The sequence below is a fragment of the Streptomyces sp. NPDC033221 genome, from assembly GCF_055577005.1.
The window spans coordinates 47,330-66,727 of record NZ_JBVIQN010000036.1 but is presented as its reverse complement, the minus strand read 5'-3'; the positions used below and the strand labels follow the sequence as shown (position 1 = coordinate 66,727).

The following is a 19,398-nucleotide window of genomic DNA, read 5'->3' as shown; positions in this document are numbered from 1 at the left end:
TACCGCGCGCGAGTGGAAGGACCGCTACCGATCAGAATGGAGCCGGGCCCAATGACTGCCACCCTGGAACTGCGCCACTTCTCCCACGACGACCTGCCGGAGATTCGGCAGACCTTGATCGATGTGCATGCCGATGTGCACGCCGCCCGGATGGCAGATGACGAGTTCCGGCGGAAGTTTCCCTGGTTTGTGGACCACTGGGGCGGTAACCCCGGGTTCTCCTGCGTGATCGCGTACGACGGCGGCGAGGCTGTGGGCTTCGCGTACGGGGCTCCCGGCGCGCCGGGGCGTGAGTGGTGGCGTGGTCATCTGGAGCCCGTGCCCGGGAAGGACCGCACGTTCCACTTCTCCGAGCTGATGGTGCGCGAGCGCTGGCGGAAGACGGGTACGGCCGAGCGGCTGCACCGGGCATTGATGGAGGGCAGAAATGAAGCCCTCGCCGCCCTGCTGGTGGATGTCACTCACCCGAGAGTGCTGGCCCTGTACGAGACCTGGGGATACCGGAAGATCGGTGAGGACCAGCCGTTCCCGGACTCGCCGGCGTACGCGGTCATGATCTCGGACCTGCCGCCGGCGTAAACAGGACGGAAACGATCAAGAGGCCGTCCCGGATTCCTCCGATACGGCCTCTGACCTGCGACTCTCACGAGTCGGGACGACAGGATTTGAACCTGCGACCCCTTGACCCCCAGTCAAGTGCGCTACCAAGCTGCGCCACGTCCCGGTGCTCGCTTCGGCCGGGTTTTCCCGGTCGCGGCGTGCACAAGAAAAATACCCTGTTCGGGCCTCGGAATCCAAAGCGGGGTCCTCGTGGGGGTGCAGAACGGCTGAAAAGGGGCGAGATGGTGCCGCGCGGGTCGGGTAGGGGCGTGCTTGCATGGCGCCATGGGTGATCGGCAGGGGCAGGGAGGGGTCCGGCAGCGGCGTGTGTACGAGGCGCCTGAGGCCGGGGACGGGGTGCGGGTGCTCGTGGATCGGTTGTGGCCACGGGGGGTGGCGAAGGATGCGGCGCGGCTGGACGAGTGGTGCAAGGACGTGGCGCCGTCGAAGGAGCTGCGTACCTGGTACGGGCATCGGGCCGAGCGGTATGAGGAGTTTGCCGAGCGGTATCGGGCCGAGCTGGCGGCTTCGCCGGCCATGGAGGCGTTGGAGCGGCTGCGGGGCTATGCGGCGGCCGGGCCGCTGACGCTGCTTACCGCGACCAAGAGCCTGGAGCTGAGCCATGTGACGGTGCTGGTGGAGGTGCTGGGGGAGTAGGGGGCTGGGCCGTCGGGCCGCACGTGACCTGCGGTGATGCCCTGATCGGGCTGGGTGGCTGGGCCATTCGAATGAAGCGCGTTGACGAATCATGCGGTGGAGTGCATAGTTATACCCATCAGCGAATGCACGTTAGGAGAAACCCGTGACCGAGCGCGTCGTACTCGCCTATTCGGGCGGCCTGGACACCTCCGTCGCCATCGGCTGGATCGCCGAGGAGACGGGCGCCGAGGTCATCGCCGTGGCTGTGGATGTCGGCCAGGGCGGTGAAGACCTGGACGTCATCCGTAAGCGCGCGCTCGCCTGTGGCGCGGTCGAGGCGGAGGTCGCGGACGCCAAGGACGAGTTCGCCGACGAGTACTGCCTGCCGGCGATCAAGGCCAACGCGCTGTACATGGACCGGTACCCGCTGGTCTCCGCGCTGTCCCGGCCGACGATCGTCAAGCACCTGGTCGCCGCGGCCAAGAAGCACGGCGCCGGCACCGTGGCGCACGGCTGCACCGGCAAGGGGAACGACCAGGTGCGGTTCGAGGCCGGGATCTCGTCCCTGGCGCCGGACCTGAAGTGCATCGCTCCGGTGCGGGACTACGCGATGACGCGGGACAAGGCGATCGCGTTCTGCGAGAGCAAGAACCTGCCGATCACGACGACCAAGAAGTCGCCGTACTCGATCGACCAGAACGTCTTCGGGCGGGCCGTGGAGACCGGCTTCCTGGAGGACATCTGGAACGCGCCGATCGAGGACGTGTACGAGTACACGCAGACCCCGGCGCTGCCCCGGGAGGCCGACGAGGTCGTCATCACCTTCAAGGCGGGGGTGCCGGTCGCGATCGACGGCAAGCCCGTGTCGGTGCTGCAGGCCGTTCAGCAGCTGAACGAGCGGGCCGGGGCGCACGGCATCGGCCGGATCGACATGGTCGAGGACCGGCTGGTCGGCATCAAGTCGCGTGAGGTCTACGAGGCGCCCGGCGCGATCGCGCTGATCACCGCCCACCAGGAGCTGGAGGCCGTCACCGTCGAGCGTGAGCTGGCCCGGTACAAGCGGCAGGTCGAGCAGCGCTGGGGCGAGCTGGTCTACGACGGTCTGTGGTTCTCGCCGCTGAAGCGGGCGCTGGACGGGTTCATCGAGGAGGCCAACCAGGCGGTCTCCGGCGATGTCCGGATGACGCTGCACGGGGGGCGCGCGGTGGTCACCGGACGGCGGTCCGAGCAGTCGCTGTACGACTTCAACCTGGCGACGTACGACACGGGCGACACCTTCGACCAGTCGCTGTCGAAGGGCTTCATCGAGATCTTCGGGATGTCGTCGAAGATCGCCGCCAAGCGGGATCTGGCGTAGGCGGGGCCGGGGGCCGTCCCCGGCAAGGCGCCACTCCGTCCCCGGCGGCCGGTTCGTCCGGCCGCCGGGGACCGTACATCTCACCATCCACGAGGAGCTGAGCAAGTGAGCAGCAACAGCGGTGACGTCCGGCTCTGGGGCGGCCGGTTCGCCGACGGGCCCGCCGAGGCCCTGGCGAAGCTGTCCGCCTCCGTCCACTTCGACTGGCGGCTGGCGCCGTACGACATCGCGGGTTCCCGTGCCCACGCGCGCGTGCTGCGCAAGGCGGGGCTGCTCACCGAGGACGAGCTGACGCGGATGCTGGGCGGGCTGGACCGGCTGGAGAGCGATGTCGCCGACGGCAGTTTCGTCGGCACCATCGCCGACGAGGACGTGCACACCGCGCTGGAGCGGGGGCTGCTGGAGCGGCTCGGGCCGGACCTCGGCGGCAAGCTGCGGGCCGGGCGGTCCCGTAACGACCAGGTCGCCACGCTCTTCCGGATGTATCTGCGGGATCACGCCCGGATCATCGGGGGCCTGATCGCGGATCTCCAGGAGGCGCTGGTCGGGCTGGCGGAGGCGCATCCGGATGTCGCGATGCCGGGGCGTACGCATCTTCAGCACGCGCAGCCGGTGCTGTTCGCGCACCACGTCCTCGCGCACGTCCAGGCGCTGTCGCGGAACGCTGAGCGGCTGCGGCAGTGGGACGAGCGGACGGCTGTCTCGCCGTACGGGTCGGGCGCGCTGGCGGGCTCGTCGCTCGGGCTGGACCCGGAGGCGGTCGCCGCCGATCTCGGATTCGAGGGCGGGAGTGCGGCCAACTCCATCGACGGGACGGCGTCCCGGGACTTCGTCGCCGAGTTCGCGTTCATTACGGCGATGACCGGCGTCGACCTGTCCCGGATCGCCGAGGAGATCATTATCTTCAACACGAAGGAGTTCTCCTTCGTGACCTTGCACGACGCGTTCTCCACCGGCTCCTCGATCATGCCGCAGAAGAAGAACCCGGACATCGCCGAGCTGGCGCGTGGCAAGTCCGGGCGGCTGATCGGCAATCTGACCGGCCTGCTGGCCACGCTGAAGGCGCTGCCGCTCGCCTACAACCGCGATCTCCAGGAGGACAAGGAGCCGGTCTTCGACTCCTGTGACCAGCTGGAGATCCTGCTGCCGGCGTTCACCGGGATGATGGCGACGCTGACCGTCAACCGGGAGCGGATGGCGGAGCTGGCCCCGGCCGGGTTCTCGCTGGCCACGGACATCGCCGAGTGGCTCGTACGGCAGGGGGTGCCGTTCCGGGTGGCGCACGAGGTCGCGGGGGAGTGCGTCAAGGAGTGCGAGCGGCTCGGCATCGAACTGGACGAGCTGAGCGATGAGCAGTTCGCCGCGATCTCGCCGCATCTGACACCGGAGGTCCGTACGGTCCTGAACGTGCCCGGCGCGCTCGCCTCGCGCAGCGGCCGCGGCGGCACGGCCCCGTCCGCCGTCGCCGTCCAGCTCGCGGAGGTCAAGGCGGACCTGGCGACGCAGCGGGCGTGGGCGGACGCCAAGCGCTGAGCCTGATCCGCCCGTCACGGGATGGCGGGGCGAGCGCCGGACGGCGGTGCTCGCCCTCGGGCCGCGGCCCCCTCGGAGGTTTTCGAGGGGGCCGCGGCTGTGGTGTGCGGGTTGCGTGGTTCTTTTTCTTGAGACATTGGTGTCTCATTCGGGTATTCTCTGTCTCATGGCCGTTGACCGGAAACACGTACTCAAGGAAGCCGCCGGCCTGCTCACCCGCAAGGCGACCGCCGGCATGGACGAGATCGCCAAGGCCGCCGGCATCAGCCGTGCCACCCTCCACCGCCACTTCGCGGGCCGCGACGCCCTGATCAAGGCGCTGGAGGAACTGGGCATCGAGCAGTTCGGCGGGGCGCTGGACGCGGCCCGCCTCGACGAGGACGACGCGGTCACGGCACTGCGCCGGCTGATCGCCGAGGCCGAGCCGGTCGCGGGCTTCCTCGCCTTCCTCTACACGGAGAACCAGCTCTTCGAGGGCGAGGAGACCAACGACGGCTGGGACCGGCTGGACGCCCGCATCCACGCGCTGTTCCGGCGCGGCCAGGAGGAGGGCGACTTCCGTATCGACCTGACCCCCGTCTGGCTCACCGAGGCGCTGTACGGACTGATCGGCGCCGGCGCGTGGGCCGTGCACGAGGGGCGCGTCGCCCGCAGGGAACTCAACCATTCGATCGCCGAGCTGCTGCTCGGCGGCATCCGACGGAGCATGGAGAAATGACCAAGCCCGCCAAGGAGACCGCGGACCACACCGGCGCCACCGCGGAGCACCAGCCCGGCGCCGGGCGCTGGCTCGCGCTCGCCGTCCTCGTCCTCGCCGTCCTGCTGGTCGGCGTGGACGCCACCGTCCTGGGCCTCGCCACCCCCTTCCTCAGCGAGGACCTGCGGCCGTCCGGCACGCAGTTGCTGTGGATCGGCGACGTCTACTCGTTCGTCATCGCCGGCCTGCTGGTCTCCATGGGCAGCCTCGGCGACCGCATCGGACGCAAGAAACTGCTGCTGACCGGCTCGGTCGCGTTCGGCGCCATGTCGGTGCTCGCCGCGTACGCGGGCACACCGGCCATGATGATCGTGGCGCGGGCGCTGCTCGGGGTGGCGGGCGCGACGCTGATGCCGTCCACCCTCGCCCTGATCCGCAACCTGTTCCACGACCCCAAGGAACGCAGTCTGGCCATCGGCATCTGGGGTGCCATGGCCTCGGCGGGCGCGGCCGTCGGCCCGGTGCTCGGCGGCTTCCTGCTCGGCCACTTCTGGTGGGGCTCGGTCTTTTTGATCAACCTGCCCGTGATGGCCCTGCTGGTGATCATCGGCGCCAAGGTGCTGCCGGAGTCCCGCAACCCGAACCCGGGGCCGTGGGACCTGCCCAGCGTGGGCCTGTCCCTCGTGGGCATGGTCGGCATCGTCTACGCGGTCAAGGAAGCGTCGGTGCACGGCTTCCGCTGGGACATCGCGGCGGCCGGCGTCCTCGGCGTGCTCGCGCTAGTCACCTTCGTCCGCCGGCAGCAGACCCTGGCCTCGCCCCTGCTGGACATGAAGCTCTTCCAGCACCGCGGCTTCTCCGGCGCCGTACTGGCCGACCTGCTGACCATCCTGGGCCTGTCCGGACTGGTCTTCTTCCTCTCGCAGTTCCTCCAGATGGTGCAGCTGCGCTCGCCGCTCAACGCGGGCCTGGTCGAACTGCCCGCGGCGATCGGCGCGGTGGGCGCGGGACTGGCCGCCGGATACGTCGCCAGAAGGCTGTCCGTACGGCTCGTGGTCGCCGGCGGCCTGGGCGTCGTCGGCCTGGCCCTGGCCGGCTGCATCGGCCTGGACCAGAACACCAGCACCCTGACCCTCGGCACGATCCTGTTCGTCGTCGGCGTCGGCGCGGGCTTCGCCTTCACCGTCACCGCGGACGTGATCCTCTCCAGCGTGCCCAAGGAGCAGGCGGGCGCCGCGTCCGCGGTCTCGGAGACGGCGTACGAACTGGGCGCCGCCCTCGGCATCGCGCTGCTCGGCTCCATCGTCACCGGCATCTACCGGGACTTCGCGACCCCGGCGGGCGTGCCCGAGGCGTCCGCGAACGCCGCGCGGGAGTCGCTGGGCGGCGCCGTCGAGGCGTCCGGAAACCTCCCGGCCGACGCCGGGACCGGCCTGCTGAAGGCCGCTCAGCACGCCTTCGTCGACGGCCTGGACACCGCGGCCGGGGCCGGCGCGGCCGTCCTGATCGCCGCCGCCTGCGCCGCGTGGTTCCTGCTGCGCGGCCAGCGGCTGGAGGACGGCTCCGCCGCGGCGGAGACCGAGCCGGAGGCCGTGCACCACTGAACCGGCGGGCACGCGTGGCGCCGACACGAAAGCCGCGTGTCACCGATACGAGTGATCCGTAGTACCGGGCGGGGGACCGAAGCTGTCCTCCGCCCGTTCACATTCCGGCCGCCTCGTGTGGGCCGGAAGGCTCCCATGGCTCGTTTGACTCTCCAGTCGTTCCCCCGCACTCGGGCACTCTCAGGAGGGTGACGACCTTGGCAGAGCTCGGCAGACGCATGTTCTTCACCGCGGCGGGGGCTCTGGCCACCGCCACCGCGGTCGGCACCCACGCCTTCGCCTCCGGCCACGCGCGCGACGCGCGGTCCGCCGACGAGTACGTGGACGTGCAACTGCTCAACATCACCGACCTCCACGGGTACCTCCAGGCGGCCCCGGGCAGCAGCTCGGTCATCACCGGCGCCGGTGGCAAGAAGTACACCGTGGGCGGCGTGGCCTACATGGCCGCGCACCTCGAACGGCTGCGGGCCGGCCGTGCCAACTCCCTCTTCTTCGCGCCCGGTGACCTCTTCTCCGGCTGGGAGTTCCCCGCCGAGTCGCTCGCCGACGAACCGACCATCGAAGCCCTGAACCGGATGGGCATGGACTTCGCCTCGGCCGGAAACCACGAGTTCGACAAGTCGCCCGCCTTCCTGTCCCAGCACATGGTGGACGGCATCTCCTACCCGACGGTCGACTGGGACAACTCCTTCGTCGACTCCTCGGGACAGCGCTTCCACGGCGCCGACTTCGCTTACTACGGTGCCAACACGGTGTGGGCCGCCACCGGCGAGCGGGTCCTGCCGCCGTACAACATCGAGTGGGTGGACGCCGGAAAGGGGCGGCGGCTGCCGATCGGCTTCATCCACCTGACCGCCATCGGCACCGAGACCATGCCCGCCTCCTACCAGCCGGGGCTGCGCACCCTCGACCAGCTGACCACCGCCAACCGCTGTGCCGCCGAACTCAAGTCCCGCGGCGTCAACGCGATCGTGCTCAGCATGCACGACGGCGCGGTGGCCGGCGGCGACTTCAACAGCGGCACGAACCCCTCGGGCCCCGCCTACGAACTGGCGCTGCGCTGCTCGCCGGACATCGACGCCATCGTCTGCGGCCACTGGCACACCGCCTTCAACATGATGGTCCCCGACCCCGACGGCGTACCCCGTCCGTTCGTGGAGGCCGGCTGCCACGGCCAGATCATCAACGAGATCGGCCTCCGGCTGGACCCGAGCACCGGCAAAGTCGTCCGCGCGCTGACCACCTCCACCAACCACCCCAACACCCGCGACGTGGCACCCCACCCGGAGCTGGCCGAGGTCGTCAAGTACTGGGCCGGGTACGGCACCCGGCGTGCCGCCGTCCCCCTCGGCAAGCAGACCGCCTCCTTCACCCGGACCCGCAACGCGGCGGGCGAGTCCACCATGGGCGACCTGGTGGCCGACTGGGCACTGTGGGCCGGGCAGCAGCCGCAGGGCCCGATGAACGACGCCAACCTCGACCCCGCGACCCCCGCCGACCTGGCCCTCATCGCCATCGCGCCGCGCATCGGACAGGCCATCATCGCCGGGGACCTGCTGTACGACTCGGCGTCGGACGGCACGGTCGCCTTCGGCAAGGCGTGGAACGCGGTCGGCTTCGGCGACCCGATCGTCACGGCCACCGTCACCGGGCAGCAGCTCCACGACGCGCTGGAACAGCAGTGGACCGTGCCGGCGGGCGGCGGTCTGAAGTACGCGCCGCTGGCCGTCTCCGCGAACGTCCGCTACAGCTTCGACGCCACCGGCGCGGCGGGCGACCGGGTCGATCCGGCCGACGTGTTCATCGACGGCACCGCGCTGGACGTGACCCGCACGTACCGGGTCGCGGCGCCCTCGTACACCCTGCTCAACCAGGACGGGTATCCGGCGTTCACCGGCTTCACCCGCCCCTTCCGGCACAACCGCGACTTCGAGAGCTTCGTCACGTACATCAAGGAACGGCAGCGGGTCGAGCCCGCGCCGCTGAACCGGGTGACGGTGAAGAACGGCAGCGCCCCGCAGGCGCGGGTCGGCGAGACCACGGTCCCGCCGCGGCTGCGCAGCGCGGACGGCACGGTGCTGCCCCGGGCGGAGGCCGCGGCGCTTGCCGCGGGGCGGCCGACGGCGGAAGGATTCCGCGTGCCCTGCTGAGCGGTACGGCGCACCGCCGCACGCCGGTACGGCAACGCGCAGGGCCCCGCCCGGAACCGGACGGGGCCCTGCGCACGGCGGGTGCGGCGGCGGTCAGGCCGCGCGTGCCTTGGTGGCGTACATGTCGACGTACTCCTGGCCGGACAGCTGCATGACGTCGCTCATCACCTCGTCGGTGACGGCGCGCAGCACGTAGCGGTCCCGGTCCATGCCCTCGTAGCGGGAGAAGTCCAGCGGCTCACCGAAGCGGCAGGTCACCGGCGCCAGGTGCGGACGGCCCTTGCCGCCGGGCTGCACCTTGTCGGTGCCGATCATCGCGAACGGCACGACCGGCGCGCCGGTCATCAGGGCGAGGCGGGCGATGCCGGTACGGCCGCGGTACAGGCGGCCGTCGGGGGAGCGGGTGCCCTCGGGGTAGATGCCGAAGATCTTGCCCTCCTCCAGGATGCGGCGGCCGGTCATCAGCGCGGCGACGCCGCCGTGCCCGCCGTCCCGGTCCACCGGGATCATGCCGGCGGTGGTGAAGAACCAGGCCATCAGGCGGCCCTTGATCCCCTTGCCGTTGACGTACTCGTCCTTGCCGATGAAGAACACCTGGCGCTTGACGATGAGGGAGAGGAAGAGCGAGTCGATGAAGGTGACGTGGTTGCCGGCCAGGATCACCGGCCCACTGCCCGGGATGCGCTCCATGCCCTCGACCTTCGGGCGGAACAGGACACGCATGACGAATCCGAGAAACGCCTTCAGCAGAATGCGGGACAACGGGCCCTCCGGTCGTGGGTGGTCCGCGGCGGTCGCCGCGAGCGTGCAAGAGTATGCAGCCCAGGACGATACTCGTCGGCGGTCCTCGATCGCACATCGGGTTCATGGGACCGATACGCAGAGTTGACGTGGGTTTCCCGCGCGTTGGGGGCCAGGTCTCCCGTTCGAAAGCTGTACGTGCCTAGGATCGCCCCGACCCATTGACAGGTGCCGGACATCCTCACCGGTGCCGTGGAACGAGGAGCGCGATCATGCAGGAACGGCAGCAGCCGGGACGACGGACGCTACTGGGTGCGGCGGCCCTCGGCGCGGGCGCGGCGGTCTGGGGCGGTACCGGCACGGCGAGCGCGGCCGGTTCCCGCGGGCGCGGCCACGACGGGCTGCCCGTACCGCTGATCGTGGGCCACCGCGGCGCCAGCGGCTACCGCCCCGAGCACACCTTCGGCTCGTACCAGCTCGCGCTGGACATGGGCGCCGACATCATCGAGCAGGACGTCGTACCCACCAAGGACGGTCACCTCGTCTGCCGGCACGAGAACGACATCACGGCCACCACGGACGTTTCGGTGCACCCGGAGTTCGCGGCCCGCAAGACGACGAAGACCGTTGACGGGGTCAAGCTCACCGGCTGGTTCACCGAGGACTTCACCCTCGCCGAGCTGAAGACGCTCCGGGCGAAGGAGCGCATTCCGGGCACCCGGCAGCACAACACCCTTTATGACGGAGTGTGGGACGTACCCACCTTCGAAGAGGTGCTGAAGTGGGCCGACCGCGAAGGCCGCAAGCGCGGCCGCCGCATCTGGCTGCACATCGAGACCAAGCACCCCACCTACTTCCGCAAGCTCGGCCTGGGCCTGGAGGAACGTCTCGCCCGGCTGCTGCGCAAGTACGGCCGCCACAAGAAGCACGCGCCCAACTTCCTGCAGTCCTTCGAACCCAGCAGCCTCCAGCGGCTCGGCAAGCTCGTCGACTGCCCCAAGGTCCTCCTGCTCGGCACCCTCAAGGACCGCCCCTGGGACCTCCAGGAGGCGGGCGACCCGCGCACCACCGCCGACTTGGTCAAGCCCGCGGGCCTGAAGTGGGTCGCCGGCTTCGCGCAGGGCATCGGCCCGGACCTGACCGTCATCCTCCCGCGCACCAAGGACGACAAGCTGGGCAAGCCCACCTCCGTCGTCAAGGACGCGCACGCCGCCGGACTGGTCCTGCACCCCTACACCGGCCGCAACGAGAACACCTTCCTGCCCGCCGACTTCCGCCGCGGCACCGACCCCAACGCCTACGGCGACGCGCTGGGCTACTTCAAGAAGTGCCTGGCCACCGGCATCGACGGGCTCTTCTCCGACAACTGCGACACGGCGCTGCTGGCCGCCGCGGAGTTCCGTAAGAGCTGATTTTGGCGGACGCCGGGCGATGCCGCGGAGCGTCAATCCGGCACCGCCGGCGCCACGGACGAATGAGGCCGTGGCGCCGGCGAAACCGCCCGGCCACGCCGCCACGTCTCGCAGGCCATGCGGCACGCCACCACGGACCACGACCTCATTCGTACGCTGCGCCCCCTGCTGACCGCGGAAGTCGCGGCCGAGGCGGCCGCCGCGGGAGCCGATGCCGAAGACCTCGAACAGGGCGTGTGGACCCGGCTGCTGGAACACACCCGGGAGGCCGGGCCGCCCGCCGAACCCGCCCGCTGGCTGCGCCGCGCGGTCCGCGCCGAAGCCCGCGGCGCGCGGCGGCTGGCGCTGCGCGAGATCCCGTACGACCCCACCGGACCGCAGCCCGTGATCGCCGCCGTCGCCGAACGCGAGGCACTGGAGACCGAGGAGCGGCGGGCGCTGCTCGCCGCCGTCGAACGGCTCCCCGGACGCTGCCCCGCCCTGGTGCGCGCCCTGTTGTCGCGCTCCGACCTCACCTACCGCGAGATCTCATCTGAGTTGGGAATGTCACAGGGGAGCTTGGGGCCGGTCCGTTCCCGTTGCCTGGGATGCCTGCGCAGAATGCTCACGGCGGAGGTTGCCGCTGCCCGAAACCGGGGAGTCCGGAAGCAGCAGCGTCAGCCACGCCACGACGGCGGCGTGCACCACACGGCTCCGTCGGTCAGGGCAACCGGTCCGGGCGTACCCTCGCACCCTCTGCACGCCCGGGCGCACCGAACCGAATAAGGGGAGGCACTCGCGCATGGGTATGAGCGTGACCATCTCTGCGGCGACCGACCAGGACGCCGAGCAGATCCTCAAACTCCAGTACCTCTGCTACCAGCCGGAGGCCGCGCTGTACGACGATTACTCGATTGAGCCGCTCACCCAGACCCTGGATGACCTGCGTGCCGAACTGGGCGACGCCTGCGTGGTGGTGGCCCGGCTCGGCACGGAGGTCGTCGGGGCGGTGCGCGGCACGGTCGGCGCGGACGGCACCGCAGCCATCGGCAAACTCGTCGTCCACCCGCGGATGCAGCGCCACGGCCTCGGCGGCCGGCTGCTCACCGCCGTCGAGGAGCGGCTGACCGCGGAGCGCTCGGCCAAGCGCTACCGCCTGACCGCCGGCCACCGCAGCGAGGGCAACCTGCGTCTGTACCGCAGCCACGGCTACGCGTCCGTCGGCACCGAGCAGCTGAGCCCCCGGCTCAGCCTGGTCACGCTGGAGAAGGAGGCGGCCGCCGCCAAGCCCGCCGCGGACGGCACGCCGCAGGACTACGTGGCGAGCGCCTGACCGGCCGGACCCGCGCAGCGGGGGCCCGCCGGGGAACGCGTCACGCCCGGCGGGCCCGCCGCAGCCACAGCAGGCCGGTCACCGGCAGGAAGATCGGGATGAAGAGGTAGCCCATCCCGAAGTTCGACCAGACGGTGGCGTCCGGGAAGGCGGAGCGGTCCACCAGCGTCCACGTACCGACGCCGAGCACGCCGGCCAGCTCCAGCGCGCAGCACACGACCGCGGCCCGGCGGGCTCCCTCGCCGCCGCGCACCAGCGAGAACAGGATGAAGGCGTAGACCACCGCGGAGACCGCGGACAGGAGGTACGCCAGCGGTGCCCGGTCGAACTGCGCGATCAGCTGGTAGGCCGCGCGGGACGCGGCGGCGACGGTGAAGACGCCGTACAGGGCGACCAGCAGCCGCCCCGGGCCGGTGCCCAGCGAGCGCCGCTTCCCGGCGGCGCCGTCCGGCCGGGCCTCGGGGGAGCGGGCTCCCGCGGATGTCTCAGGCATGGCCGCCTCCCCAGATGTCGAACAGCCGCACTTCCAGTACGGCGAGGACCACCGCGCCCGCCGCGACGGTCGCCGAGCCCCAGCGCGTCCGCTCCGAGAGCGATATGAAGCCGGTGGCCGGTACGCAGGCCGCCGCCCCGATCAGATAGGCGACGAAGATCGCCGTACCGTCCCGCGGTGTCTGGCCGCCCCCCAACTGCACCAGCCCGACGATCAGTTGGACCACACCCAGCAGCGAGACCACGGCCATGCCGATGAAGTGCCAGTCCTTCGTCGGCTCGTCGCGGTACGCGGCGAAGCCGCACCAGGCGGCCAGGACGAGAGCGGTCACGCCGATCGCGACCGTCAGCGCGTCGATCACCGGGACCTCCGCGCGGCGCGGCTGCGCGCAGTGGAGAAAAGGGGCATGAGGCGACTCTAATCGGCGGCCGGGGGAGGGGTGCGCGCGGCCCCGCCGGTCGTGCGCGCGCGGTTCCGGCCGGTCACCCGCCGTCGCTCCCGGCCGTCACCCCGCGTCACGTACGCTGGCGCAGCATGAAGATCTCCGCGGCCGCGCTCCTTTTCGACAACGACGGCACCCTCGTCTCCTCCATGGACTCGGTGTACCGCTGCTGGGCCCGGTGGGCCGAGGAGTACGGGATCACGCCCGAGGACTTCGCCCGCGTCGAGCTGCACGGGCGCCCGGCCGCCGAGATCATCGGCGATCTGCTGCCCGCCGCCCGCATACCGGAGGCGCTGGCCCGTATCGAGCAGCTGGAGGTCGAGGACGTCGCGGGCGGCGTGGTCGCGCTGCCCGGCACCCTCGCGCTGCTGTCGCAGCTGCCGCCGGAGCGCTGGGCGGTGGTCACCTCCGCCACGTCCCGCCTGGCGGAGGCCCGGCTCGCCGAGGTCGGCATCCACCCGAAGACCCTGATAGCGGCCGACGACATCACCCGCGGCAAGCCGGACCCCGAACCGTTCCTGCTGGCCGCCCGGCGGCTGGGTGTGGACCCGGCCGACTGCGTGGTCTTCGAGGACGCGCCCGCGGGGCTGCGGTCCGGCCGCGCGGCGGGCATGACCACCGTGGCGTTGACCACAACGCACCGGGCCGGCGAGCTGTCCGCCGACGTGCTCGTCGAGGACCTGTCGGCGGTGTCCGTGCAGGCCACGGCGGACAGCGTGGAGATCACGACCGCGGACTGACCCGCCGTCCACACAGTGGTCGGGCCTGTCCGCCATCCGGACAGGCTTGATCGGTCCGTACGCCTGTCTGGTTTACTGGCGAACATGACCACGACGAGCAACCGCACCCCTGCGACCGAGGCGACCATGACGCCCGGTGCTCGTTGCATGTGTCGAATGTGTGACCGCTGAGGGCCCCCGCCGAGCCTCGCGCCCCGAAGCGAGACCCGCCGCCTTGCGCCGTGCGAACCGTACGCCCGTCCGTACGCCACGGCCCCGGCCGCCCCGCGTCACCGGACCCCGAAGCCGGGCCACCGTGCCCTCCGGGTCCCCATGCCGCACTCCGCAATGAATGCCCCGTGCCCGGCGGGCGAGCCGCCCGGCACACGACAGTGACGGAATTCCCTGTGATCACCACAACGGGCCTGACCAAGGTCTACCGCTCAGGAGACCGCGAAGTCACCGCCCTGGACGGCGTCGATCTGCACGTCCGCGAGGGCGAGGTGTACGGCGTCATCGGCCAGAGCGGCGCCGGCAAATCCACCCTCATCCGCTGCGTCAACCTCCTGGAGCGCCCCACCTCCGGCACGGTCACCGTCGCCGGACAGGAGCTGACCTCGCTGGCCGGCAAGGGACAGCGCGCCAGCGCGGAGCTGCGCGCGGCGCGCAGCCACATCGGCATGGTCTTCCAGCACTTCAACCTGCTGTCCTCGCGCACCGTCCAGGACAACATCGAGCTGCCGCTGGAGATCCTCAAGGTCGACCGCCGCGAGCGCTCCCGCAAGGCGCTGGAACTGCTCGACCTGGTCGGCCTCGCCGACAAGGCCAAGGCGTACCCCGCCCAGCTCTCCGGCGGCCAGAAGCAGCGCGTCGGCATCGCCCGCGCCCTGGCCGGCGACCCCAAGGTGCTGCTCTCCGACGAGGCCACCAGCGCCCTGGACCCGGAGACCACCCGCTCCATCCTCCAGCTGCTGCGCGACCTCAACCGCCAGCTCGGCCTGACCGTGCTGCTGATCACGCACGAGATGGACGTCGTCAAGACGATCTGCGACTCGGCCGCGCTGATGAAGAACGGCCGCGTCGTCGAGCAGGGCACCGTCTCGGAACTGCTCGCCACCCCCGGCTCCGAACTGGCCCGCGAGCTGTTCCCGGTCGGCGGCGAGCCCTCCGGCCCGGACCGTACGGTCGTGGACGTCACCTTCCACGGCGAGGCCGCCACCCGCCCGGTGATCTCCGAGCTGTCCCGTACGTACAACGTGGACATCTCCATCCTCGGCGCCGCCATGGACACCGTCGGCGGCAAGCAGATCGGCCGGATGCGCATCGAGCTGCCCGGCCGCTTCGAGGAGAACGTCGTGCCCATCGGCTTCCTGCGCGAGCAGGGCCTCCAGGTGGACGTGGCCGGCGAGCCGGCCGACCCCGTGACGACGGCGCCCGCCGGCGCGCTGGTGAAGGAAGGTGCCAAGTGACCTGGTCGCAGATGCAGCCACTGCTGTACAACAACACGCTCGACACGCTCTTCATGGTGTGGTGGTCGGCGTTCTACGCCGTCCTGCTCGGCATTCCGCTCGGCGTCCTGCTGATCCTGACCGACCGCGGCGGCGTCCTGCAGAACGTCGTGGTCAACAAGGTCATCGGCGCGGTGGTGAACATCGGCCGGTCCTTCCCCTTCCTGATCCTGATGGTCGCGCTGATCCCCTTCACGCGCCTGGTCGTCGGCGTCTCCATCGGTCCCACCGGCGCGGTCGTCCCGCTGGTCGTCGCCGCCATCCCGTTCTTCGCCCGGCTCGTCGAGGCCGCGCTGCGCGAGGTCGACCACGGCCTGATCGAGGCCGCCCAGTCCATGGGTGGCGGCACCTGGACCATCGTCTTCAAGGTCCTGCTGCCGCAGGCCCTGCCCGCGCTGGTCGCGGCCGTCACCACCACCGTCATCACGCTGATCGGCTACTCCGCCATCGCCGGCGCGGTCGGCGGCGGCGGCCTGGGCAACCTGGCGTACACCTACGGCTACCTCCAGTACGAGACCAATCTGATGGTCATCACGATCGTGCTGCTGATCGTCCTGGTCGTCCTCGTCCAGCTGCTCGGCGACCTGATTGTGCGCCGACTGGCCGGCCGCGGCAGCCGCGGCTCCTCCGTACGGGTCGGACTGCGCAAGGCGCCCGCCCCGGCCACCGCCGCCGGACAGCCCGCCGAGGCCGCATCCGCCGACGCCCCGAAGGAGCGGGCCGGCGCCTGAGACCGGGTCCGCAGCGGACCCTCTGGAGCCCGGACCCTTTGCCGGGCGCACCCGGGACCTTCGGTGCCGGGTGACCGAGAAACCGAGATAGGGGCACTCTTCGTGCGTACCACCCGCAACATCACCGTGGCCGCCGTCGCCGCGGCAGCCGTCGCCCTCGGCGCGAGCGCCTGCAGCGCGCCCTCCGACGTGTCCTCCTCCGGAGGCAAGAAGGCGGACAGCAGCGCGCCGCTGACCGTCGCCGCCAGCCCCACCCCGCACGGGGCGATCCTCAACTTCGTCCGCGACAAGCTCGCGGCGAAGGAAGGGCTCAAGCTGGAGGTGAAGGAGTTCAACGACTACAACCTGCCGAACAAGGTCACCGAGGACGGCCAGGTCGACGCGAACTTCTTCCAGCACAAGCCGTTCCTGGACACCTACAACGAGAAGAACGGCACCCACGTCGTGCCGGTCGTCAACGTCGCGATCGAGCCGCTCGGCGTGTACTCGAAGAAGGTCGAGAAGCTCTCCGAGCTGACGGCCGGCAACACCGTGTCCGTTCCCAACGACCCGTCCAACGAGGGCCGCGCGCTCAAGCTGCTTGCCGACAACGGCGTCATCACCCTGAAGAAGGGCGTCGGCTCGGACGCGAAGCTGACCGACGTCGAGGACAACAAGGGCATCAAGCTCACCGAGCTGGAGGCCGGCCAGGTCGCGCCGCGGCTCGCCGACGTGGACGCCGCCGTGATCAACGGCAACTTCGCCATCGGCGCCCAGCTCAAGCCCTCCACCGACGCGCTCGCCCTGGAGAAGGCCGACGGCAACCCGTACGCCAACTTCCTGGCCGTCAAGAAGGGCAACGAGGACGACCCGCGGATCAAGAAGCTGGCGAAGTTGCTGAACTCGCCCGAGGTCAAGAAGTTCATCGAGGACAAGTACACGGACGGCTCGGTCATCCCCGCCTTCGGCGCCCCCCAGAGCTGATCCCCGACACCGCAGGTCAGCACCGTACGGACGGCTGAGCCGGGCAAACGACGGGCCCCGGGCGCGCACCTCGCGCCACCGGGGCCCGCGTGCGTGGCACATCCCCGGTCGGATGCTGCATCCTGGTGCACTCAAGACGGTCAACAGGGCCCGAACTTCGGAGCAGCACGGTCAACGGCGTTGGAGCAGCGGCATGACATCCACCTTTCCGGACATCTCCATCAGCACGGATCGGTTGGTGCTTCGCCCATTCGAAGAGGCCGACGTGCCCGCGCTCACCGAGATGATGAACGACGAGCTGACCGCGGCCTGGACCGCGCGGCCACACCCGTACACCACCGAAACCGCCCGTGACTGGGCCACCCGCCGGTCCGGCGCGGTCCGCACCGAAGGCCGCGGCATCGTCCTGGCCGTCACCGAGTTCCTCACCCAGCGGCTGGTCGGCACGATCGAACTCGACCACACCGACTGGCGCATCCTGAGCACCGAGATCGCCTACGTCACCGCCCCCTGGGCACGCGGCGAGGGCTACGCCTCCGAATCCGTCCTCGCGGTCGCGCAGTGGCTCTTCCGGGACCAGAAGTTCGAACGGGTCGAGCTGCGCACCGCCGCCGACAACACCGCCGCCCAGCAGGTGGCACAGAAGGTCGGCTGCATCAGCGAGGGCGTGCTGCGCAACGCCTGGATAGCGCGCTCCCGCACCGAGGACGGCGGCTGGACGGACATCCGTACGGACCTCATCGTCTGGAGCCTGCTCCCCGAGGACCTCGACGGCGTACCGGGCCGGATGGCCGACGCCAACGGCTTCGCCTATCCCGAGTGGAACTGAGAACGCGCCCGGCGGCACCGGCCGGACGCCGGCGGGCACGGCCGGGAAGCACCGGCCCGCCTCGCCGTGGTCCGGACCTCTCGGGGTAGTCTCGGCCTGCCCACAGCACTCCGTGACCGGCTGACCGCTGCCGCGTGAGCCGTCCGGCACGTGCCCCGCGTGTTCCACGGCTGTGTCCCGTATTGCCCAGTCCTGTTCCGTCCAGCGAAGCCCAGGAGACTGACGACGATGGCCGACCGGGTCACGGTGATCGGGTGGGACGGTTCGCCGTTGACCACCGCCGCCCGCTCCGCCCTCGGCGCGGCGACCCTCGTGGCCGGCGCCGCCCACCACCTCGCGCTCCCCGAAGTCCCCCCGCACGCCGAACACATCCGGCTGGGCAGCGTGGGCCTGGCCGCCCGCCGCATCGCCCAGCACCGCGGCACCGCCGTGGTGCTCGCCGACGGCGACCCCGGGTTCTTCGGCGTCGTACGGACCCTGCGCGCACCCGAGCACGGCCTGGAGGTCGAGGTGGTGCCCGCCGTCTCGTCCGTCGCGACGGCCTTCGCCCGCGCCGGTATGCCCTGGGACGACGCCCAGGTCGTCGTCGCCCACAGCCGCGACCTGCGGCGGGCCGTGAACATCTGCCGCGCGCACACCAAGGTCGCGGTGCTCACCGCACCCGGCGCCGGACCCGCCGAACTGGCCCTGCTGCTGGACGGCGTCCACCGCACCTTCGTCATCTGCGAGGAACTGGGCACCGGCCGCGAGCAGGTGACGGTCCTCACCTCCGACAAGGCCGCCGACCACGTCTGGCGCGACCCCAATGTCGTCATCGTCGTCGGCGGGGCCAACGCCGCCACCCAGGGCAGCGGCTGGCTGGCGGGGCGCGACGTCGCCTACCCGTCGGCGCCGCGCGGCTGGGGGCTGCCCGCACAGGCGTACGGCGGCGTCCTGGACGAAGGGGAGTCCGTCCAGCTGCGCACCGCCCAGCTGGCCCGCCTCGGGCCCCGGCCCGGTGACCTCGTCTGGGACATCGGCGCGGGCAGCGGCGCCGCCGCCGTCGAGGCCGCGCGCTTCGGGGCCGCCGTCATCGCCGTCGACGCCGACCCGGACGCCTGCGGGCGCACCGCCGCGGTCGCCCGCCGGTACGGCGTACAGCTCCAGGTCGTCCAGGGCCGCGCGCCCCAGGTGCTGGAGGACCTGCCGGAACCGGACGTCGTACGGGTCGGCGGCGGGGGAGCGGCGGTGGTCACCGCCTGCGCCGCCCGCCGGCCGGAGCGCATCGTGACGCATGCGTCGACCCGCGACGAGGCCGAGGCGATCGGCCGCGCGCTGGCCGACGGCGGGTACGAGACCGAGTGCGCGCTGCTCCAGTCCGTCGAACTGGACACCTCCGCCTGGGTCGAGCGGGAACGCGCCGTCGTCTTCCTGCTCAGCGGCTACCGGGTTGCTCACCCGTGACCGGGCCCGCCACCGGCGCGGGGTAGGCTGGCGGATCGTTGCGCCGCCGTCCCGCGTTCGGTTTCGTACGCCAATATCCGGAAGATGCCGTGGTTTTGGCCGTAAATGGAGCTCTCAAGGGCGGACGTGCCGCGAGGCGCGCTCGCTCGTTCTAGCTATAGGGGCGGTCGGCGCGCCGCGGTGGAGCGCGTCGCACGAGCGGTTGGAAGGAGCACTACCAATGGG

18 protein-coding genes, 1 tRNA gene and 1 pseudogene are annotated in these 19,398 nt (G+C 71.0%); 16 read left to right on the top strand and 4 right to left on the bottom strand.

What is annotated here, in order from left to right; all coding sequences use genetic code 11:
- Nucleotides 1-51 precede the first annotated feature (51 nt).
- A complete protein-coding gene (locus ACZ53K_RS34460) occupies nt 52-579 on the top strand; it encodes a GNAT family N-acetyltransferase (RefSeq protein WP_468844598.1) in 528 nt (175 codons plus the stop codon).
- A gap of 71 nt (nt 580-650) precedes the next feature.
- Here the strand turns inward: ACZ53K_RS34460 and ACZ53K_RS34455 are convergent.
- A tRNA-Pro gene (locus ACZ53K_RS34455) sits at nt 651-724 on the bottom strand.
- Between the two features lie 161 nt (nt 725-885).
- Here ACZ53K_RS34455 and ACZ53K_RS34450 point away from each other — a divergent pair.
- From ACZ53K_RS34450 to ACZ53K_RS34425, 6 genes are all read left to right on the top strand, one after another.
- On the top strand, nt 886-1,257 hold the full coding sequence (locus tag ACZ53K_RS34450; RefSeq protein ID WP_468844596.1) for a DUF488 domain-containing protein: 372 nt from the start codon (nt 886-888) through the stop codon (nt 1,255-1,257).
- Between the two features lie 145 nt (nt 1,258-1,402).
- On the top strand, nt 1,403-2,596 hold the full coding sequence (locus ACZ53K_RS34445) for an argininosuccinate synthase (protein ID WP_468844593.1): 1,194 nt from the start codon (nt 1,403-1,405) through the stop codon (nt 2,594-2,596).
- A 105-nt stretch (nt 2,597-2,701) separates the two neighbouring features.
- Nucleotides 2,702-4,129: an argininosuccinate lyase gene (argH, locus tag ACZ53K_RS34440; RefSeq protein WP_468844591.1), complete on the top strand. Its 1,428-nt coding sequence runs from the start codon at nt 2,702-2,704 to the stop codon at nt 4,127-4,129.
- Between the two features lie 166 nt (nt 4,130-4,295).
- Nucleotides 4,296-4,847 (top strand): TetR/AcrR family transcriptional regulator, encoded by a 552-nt coding sequence (locus ACZ53K_RS34435; protein WP_468844588.1) that lies wholly within the window; start codon nt 4,296-4,298, stop codon nt 4,845-4,847.
- Nucleotides 4,844-6,430 (top strand): MFS transporter, encoded by a 1,587-nt coding sequence (locus ACZ53K_RS34430; RefSeq protein WP_468844585.1) that lies wholly within the window; start codon nt 4,844-4,846, stop codon nt 6,428-6,430. The genes ACZ53K_RS34435 and ACZ53K_RS34430 overlap by 4 nt, the downstream gene beginning before the upstream one ends.
- A gap of 218 nt (nt 6,431-6,648) precedes the next feature.
- Nucleotides 6,649-8,580, top strand: coding sequence for a bifunctional metallophosphatase/5'-nucleotidase (locus tag ACZ53K_RS34425; protein ID WP_468844664.1), 1,932 nt, complete (start codon nt 6,649-6,651; stop codon nt 8,578-8,580).
- Between the two features lie 93 nt (nt 8,581-8,673).
- On the opposite strand, the gene ACZ53K_RS34420 is transcribed toward ACZ53K_RS34425, so the two are convergent.
- Nucleotides 8,674-9,342, bottom strand: a complete 669-nt coding sequence (locus ACZ53K_RS34420) for a lysophospholipid acyltransferase family protein (RefSeq protein ID WP_468844582.1) — start codon at nt 9,340-9,342, stop codon at nt 8,674-8,676.
- Nucleotides 9,343-9,593: 251 nt separating this feature from the next.
- Here ACZ53K_RS34420 and ACZ53K_RS34415 point away from each other — a divergent pair, with 251 nt between their 5' ends.
- The 3 genes and pseudogenes from ACZ53K_RS34415 to ACZ53K_RS34405 all read left to right on the top strand — a co-directional run bounded on the left by ACZ53K_RS34415 (nt 9,594) and on the right by ACZ53K_RS34405 (nt 12,045).
- Nucleotides 9,594-10,733, top strand: a complete 1,140-nt coding sequence (locus ACZ53K_RS34415; RefSeq protein ID WP_468844580.1) for a glycerophosphodiester phosphodiesterase — start codon at nt 9,594-9,596, stop codon at nt 10,731-10,733.
- 117 nt (nt 10,734-10,850) lie between these two features.
- Nucleotides 10,851-11,372: pseudogene (locus ACZ53K_RS34410) on the top strand (sigma-70 family RNA polymerase sigma factor); the annotation flags it as partial.
- 142 nt (nt 11,373-11,514) lie between these two features.
- Nucleotides 11,515-12,045, top strand: a complete 531-nt coding sequence (locus tag ACZ53K_RS34405) for a GNAT family N-acetyltransferase (protein ID WP_468844578.1) — start codon at nt 11,515-11,517, stop codon at nt 12,043-12,045.
- Between the two features lie 40 nt (nt 12,046-12,085).
- Here ACZ53K_RS34405 and ACZ53K_RS34400 read toward each other — a convergent pair whose 3' ends face one another.
- Together ACZ53K_RS34400 and ACZ53K_RS34395 are read right to left on the bottom strand one after the other, a co-directional pair.
- A complete protein-coding gene (locus ACZ53K_RS34400; RefSeq protein ID WP_468844575.1) occupies nt 12,086-12,538 on the bottom strand; it encodes a hypothetical protein in 453 nt (150 codons plus the stop codon).
- Nucleotides 12,531-12,899 carry a hypothetical protein gene (locus tag ACZ53K_RS34395; protein WP_468844572.1) on the bottom strand — a complete coding sequence of 123 codons (369 nt, stop codon included), beginning with the start codon at nt 12,897-12,899 and terminating at the stop codon, nt 12,531-12,533. Before ACZ53K_RS34395 ends, ACZ53K_RS34400 begins: the two co-directional genes overlap by 8 nt.
- A gap of 173 nt (nt 12,900-13,072) precedes the next feature.
- Between ACZ53K_RS34395 and ACZ53K_RS34390 the strand changes: the two genes are divergently transcribed.
- From ACZ53K_RS34390 to cbiE, 6 genes are all read left to right on the top strand, one after another.
- Nucleotides 13,073-13,720, top strand: a complete 648-nt coding sequence (locus ACZ53K_RS34390; RefSeq protein ID WP_468844569.1) for an HAD family hydrolase — start codon at nt 13,073-13,075, stop codon at nt 13,718-13,720.
- 386 nt (nt 13,721-14,106) lie between these two features.
- Nucleotides 14,107-15,168 carry a methionine ABC transporter ATP-binding protein gene (locus tag ACZ53K_RS34385; protein ID WP_468844567.1) on the top strand — a complete coding sequence of 354 codons (1,062 nt, stop codon included), beginning with the start codon at nt 14,107-14,109 and terminating at the stop codon, nt 15,166-15,168.
- Nucleotides 15,165-15,938, top strand: coding sequence for a methionine ABC transporter permease (locus ACZ53K_RS34380; RefSeq protein ID WP_468844565.1), 774 nt, complete (start codon nt 15,165-15,167; stop codon nt 15,936-15,938). The genes ACZ53K_RS34385 and ACZ53K_RS34380 overlap by 4 nt, the downstream gene beginning before the upstream one ends.
- Nucleotides 15,939-16,040: 102 nt before the next feature.
- Nucleotides 16,041-16,901 carry a MetQ/NlpA family ABC transporter substrate-binding protein gene (locus ACZ53K_RS34375; protein WP_468844562.1) on the top strand — a complete coding sequence of 287 codons (861 nt, stop codon included), beginning with the start codon at nt 16,041-16,043 and terminating at the stop codon, nt 16,899-16,901.
- 193 nt (nt 16,902-17,094) lie between these two features.
- Complete coding sequence (locus tag ACZ53K_RS34370; RefSeq protein ID WP_468844559.1) at nt 17,095-17,730, top strand: GNAT family N-acetyltransferase; 636 nt, start codon at nt 17,095-17,097, stop codon at nt 17,728-17,730.
- A 228-nt stretch (nt 17,731-17,958) separates the two neighbouring features.
- Nucleotides 17,959-19,173 carry a precorrin-6y C5,15-methyltransferase (decarboxylating) subunit CbiE gene (gene cbiE / locus ACZ53K_RS34365; protein ID WP_468844554.1) on the top strand — a complete coding sequence of 405 codons (1,215 nt, stop codon included), beginning with the start codon at nt 17,959-17,961 and terminating at the stop codon, nt 19,171-19,173.
- Nucleotides 19,174-19,398: the final 225 nt, after the last annotated feature.

Excerpts from the sequence above, each read along its gene's own strand:
- ACZ53K_RS34460 (WP_468844598.1), top strand. The coding sequence starts at position 52 with ATGACTGCCACCCTGGAACTGCGCCACTTCTCCCACGACGACCTGCCG.
- ACZ53K_RS34435 (WP_468844588.1), top strand. The coding sequence starts at position 4,296 with ATGGCCGTTGACCGGAAACACGTACTCAAGGAAGCCGCCGGCCTGCTC.
- ACZ53K_RS34405 (WP_468844578.1), top strand. The coding sequence starts at position 11,515 with ATGGGTATGAGCGTGACCATCTCTGCGGCGACCGACCAGGACGCCGAG.
- ACZ53K_RS34400 (WP_468844575.1), bottom strand. The coding sequence starts at position 12,538 with ATGCCTGAGACATCCGCGGGAGCCCGCTCCCCCGAGGCCCGGCCGGAC.
- ACZ53K_RS34430 (WP_468844585.1), top strand. The coding sequence starts at position 4,844 with ATGACCAAGCCCGCCAAGGAGACCGCGGACCACACCGGCGCCACCGCG.
- ACZ53K_RS34390 (WP_468844569.1), top strand. The coding sequence starts at position 13,073 with ATGAAGATCTCCGCGGCCGCGCTCCTTTTCGACAACGACGGCACCCTC.
- cbiE (WP_468844554.1), top strand. The coding sequence starts at position 17,959 with ATGGCCGACCGGGTCACGGTGATCGGGTGGGACGGTTCGCCGTTGACC.
- ACZ53K_RS34370 (WP_468844559.1), top strand. The coding sequence starts at position 17,095 with ATGACATCCACCTTTCCGGACATCTCCATCAGCACGGATCGGTTGGTG.
- ACZ53K_RS34415 (WP_468844580.1), top strand. The coding sequence starts at position 9,594 with ATGCAGGAACGGCAGCAGCCGGGACGACGGACGCTACTGGGTGCGGCG.
- ACZ53K_RS34450 (WP_468844596.1), top strand. The coding sequence starts at position 886 with ATGGGTGATCGGCAGGGGCAGGGAGGGGTCCGGCAGCGGCGTGTGTAC.
- ACZ53K_RS34425 (WP_468844664.1), top strand. The coding sequence starts at position 6,649 with ATGTTCTTCACCGCGGCGGGGGCTCTGGCCACCGCCACCGCGGTCGGC.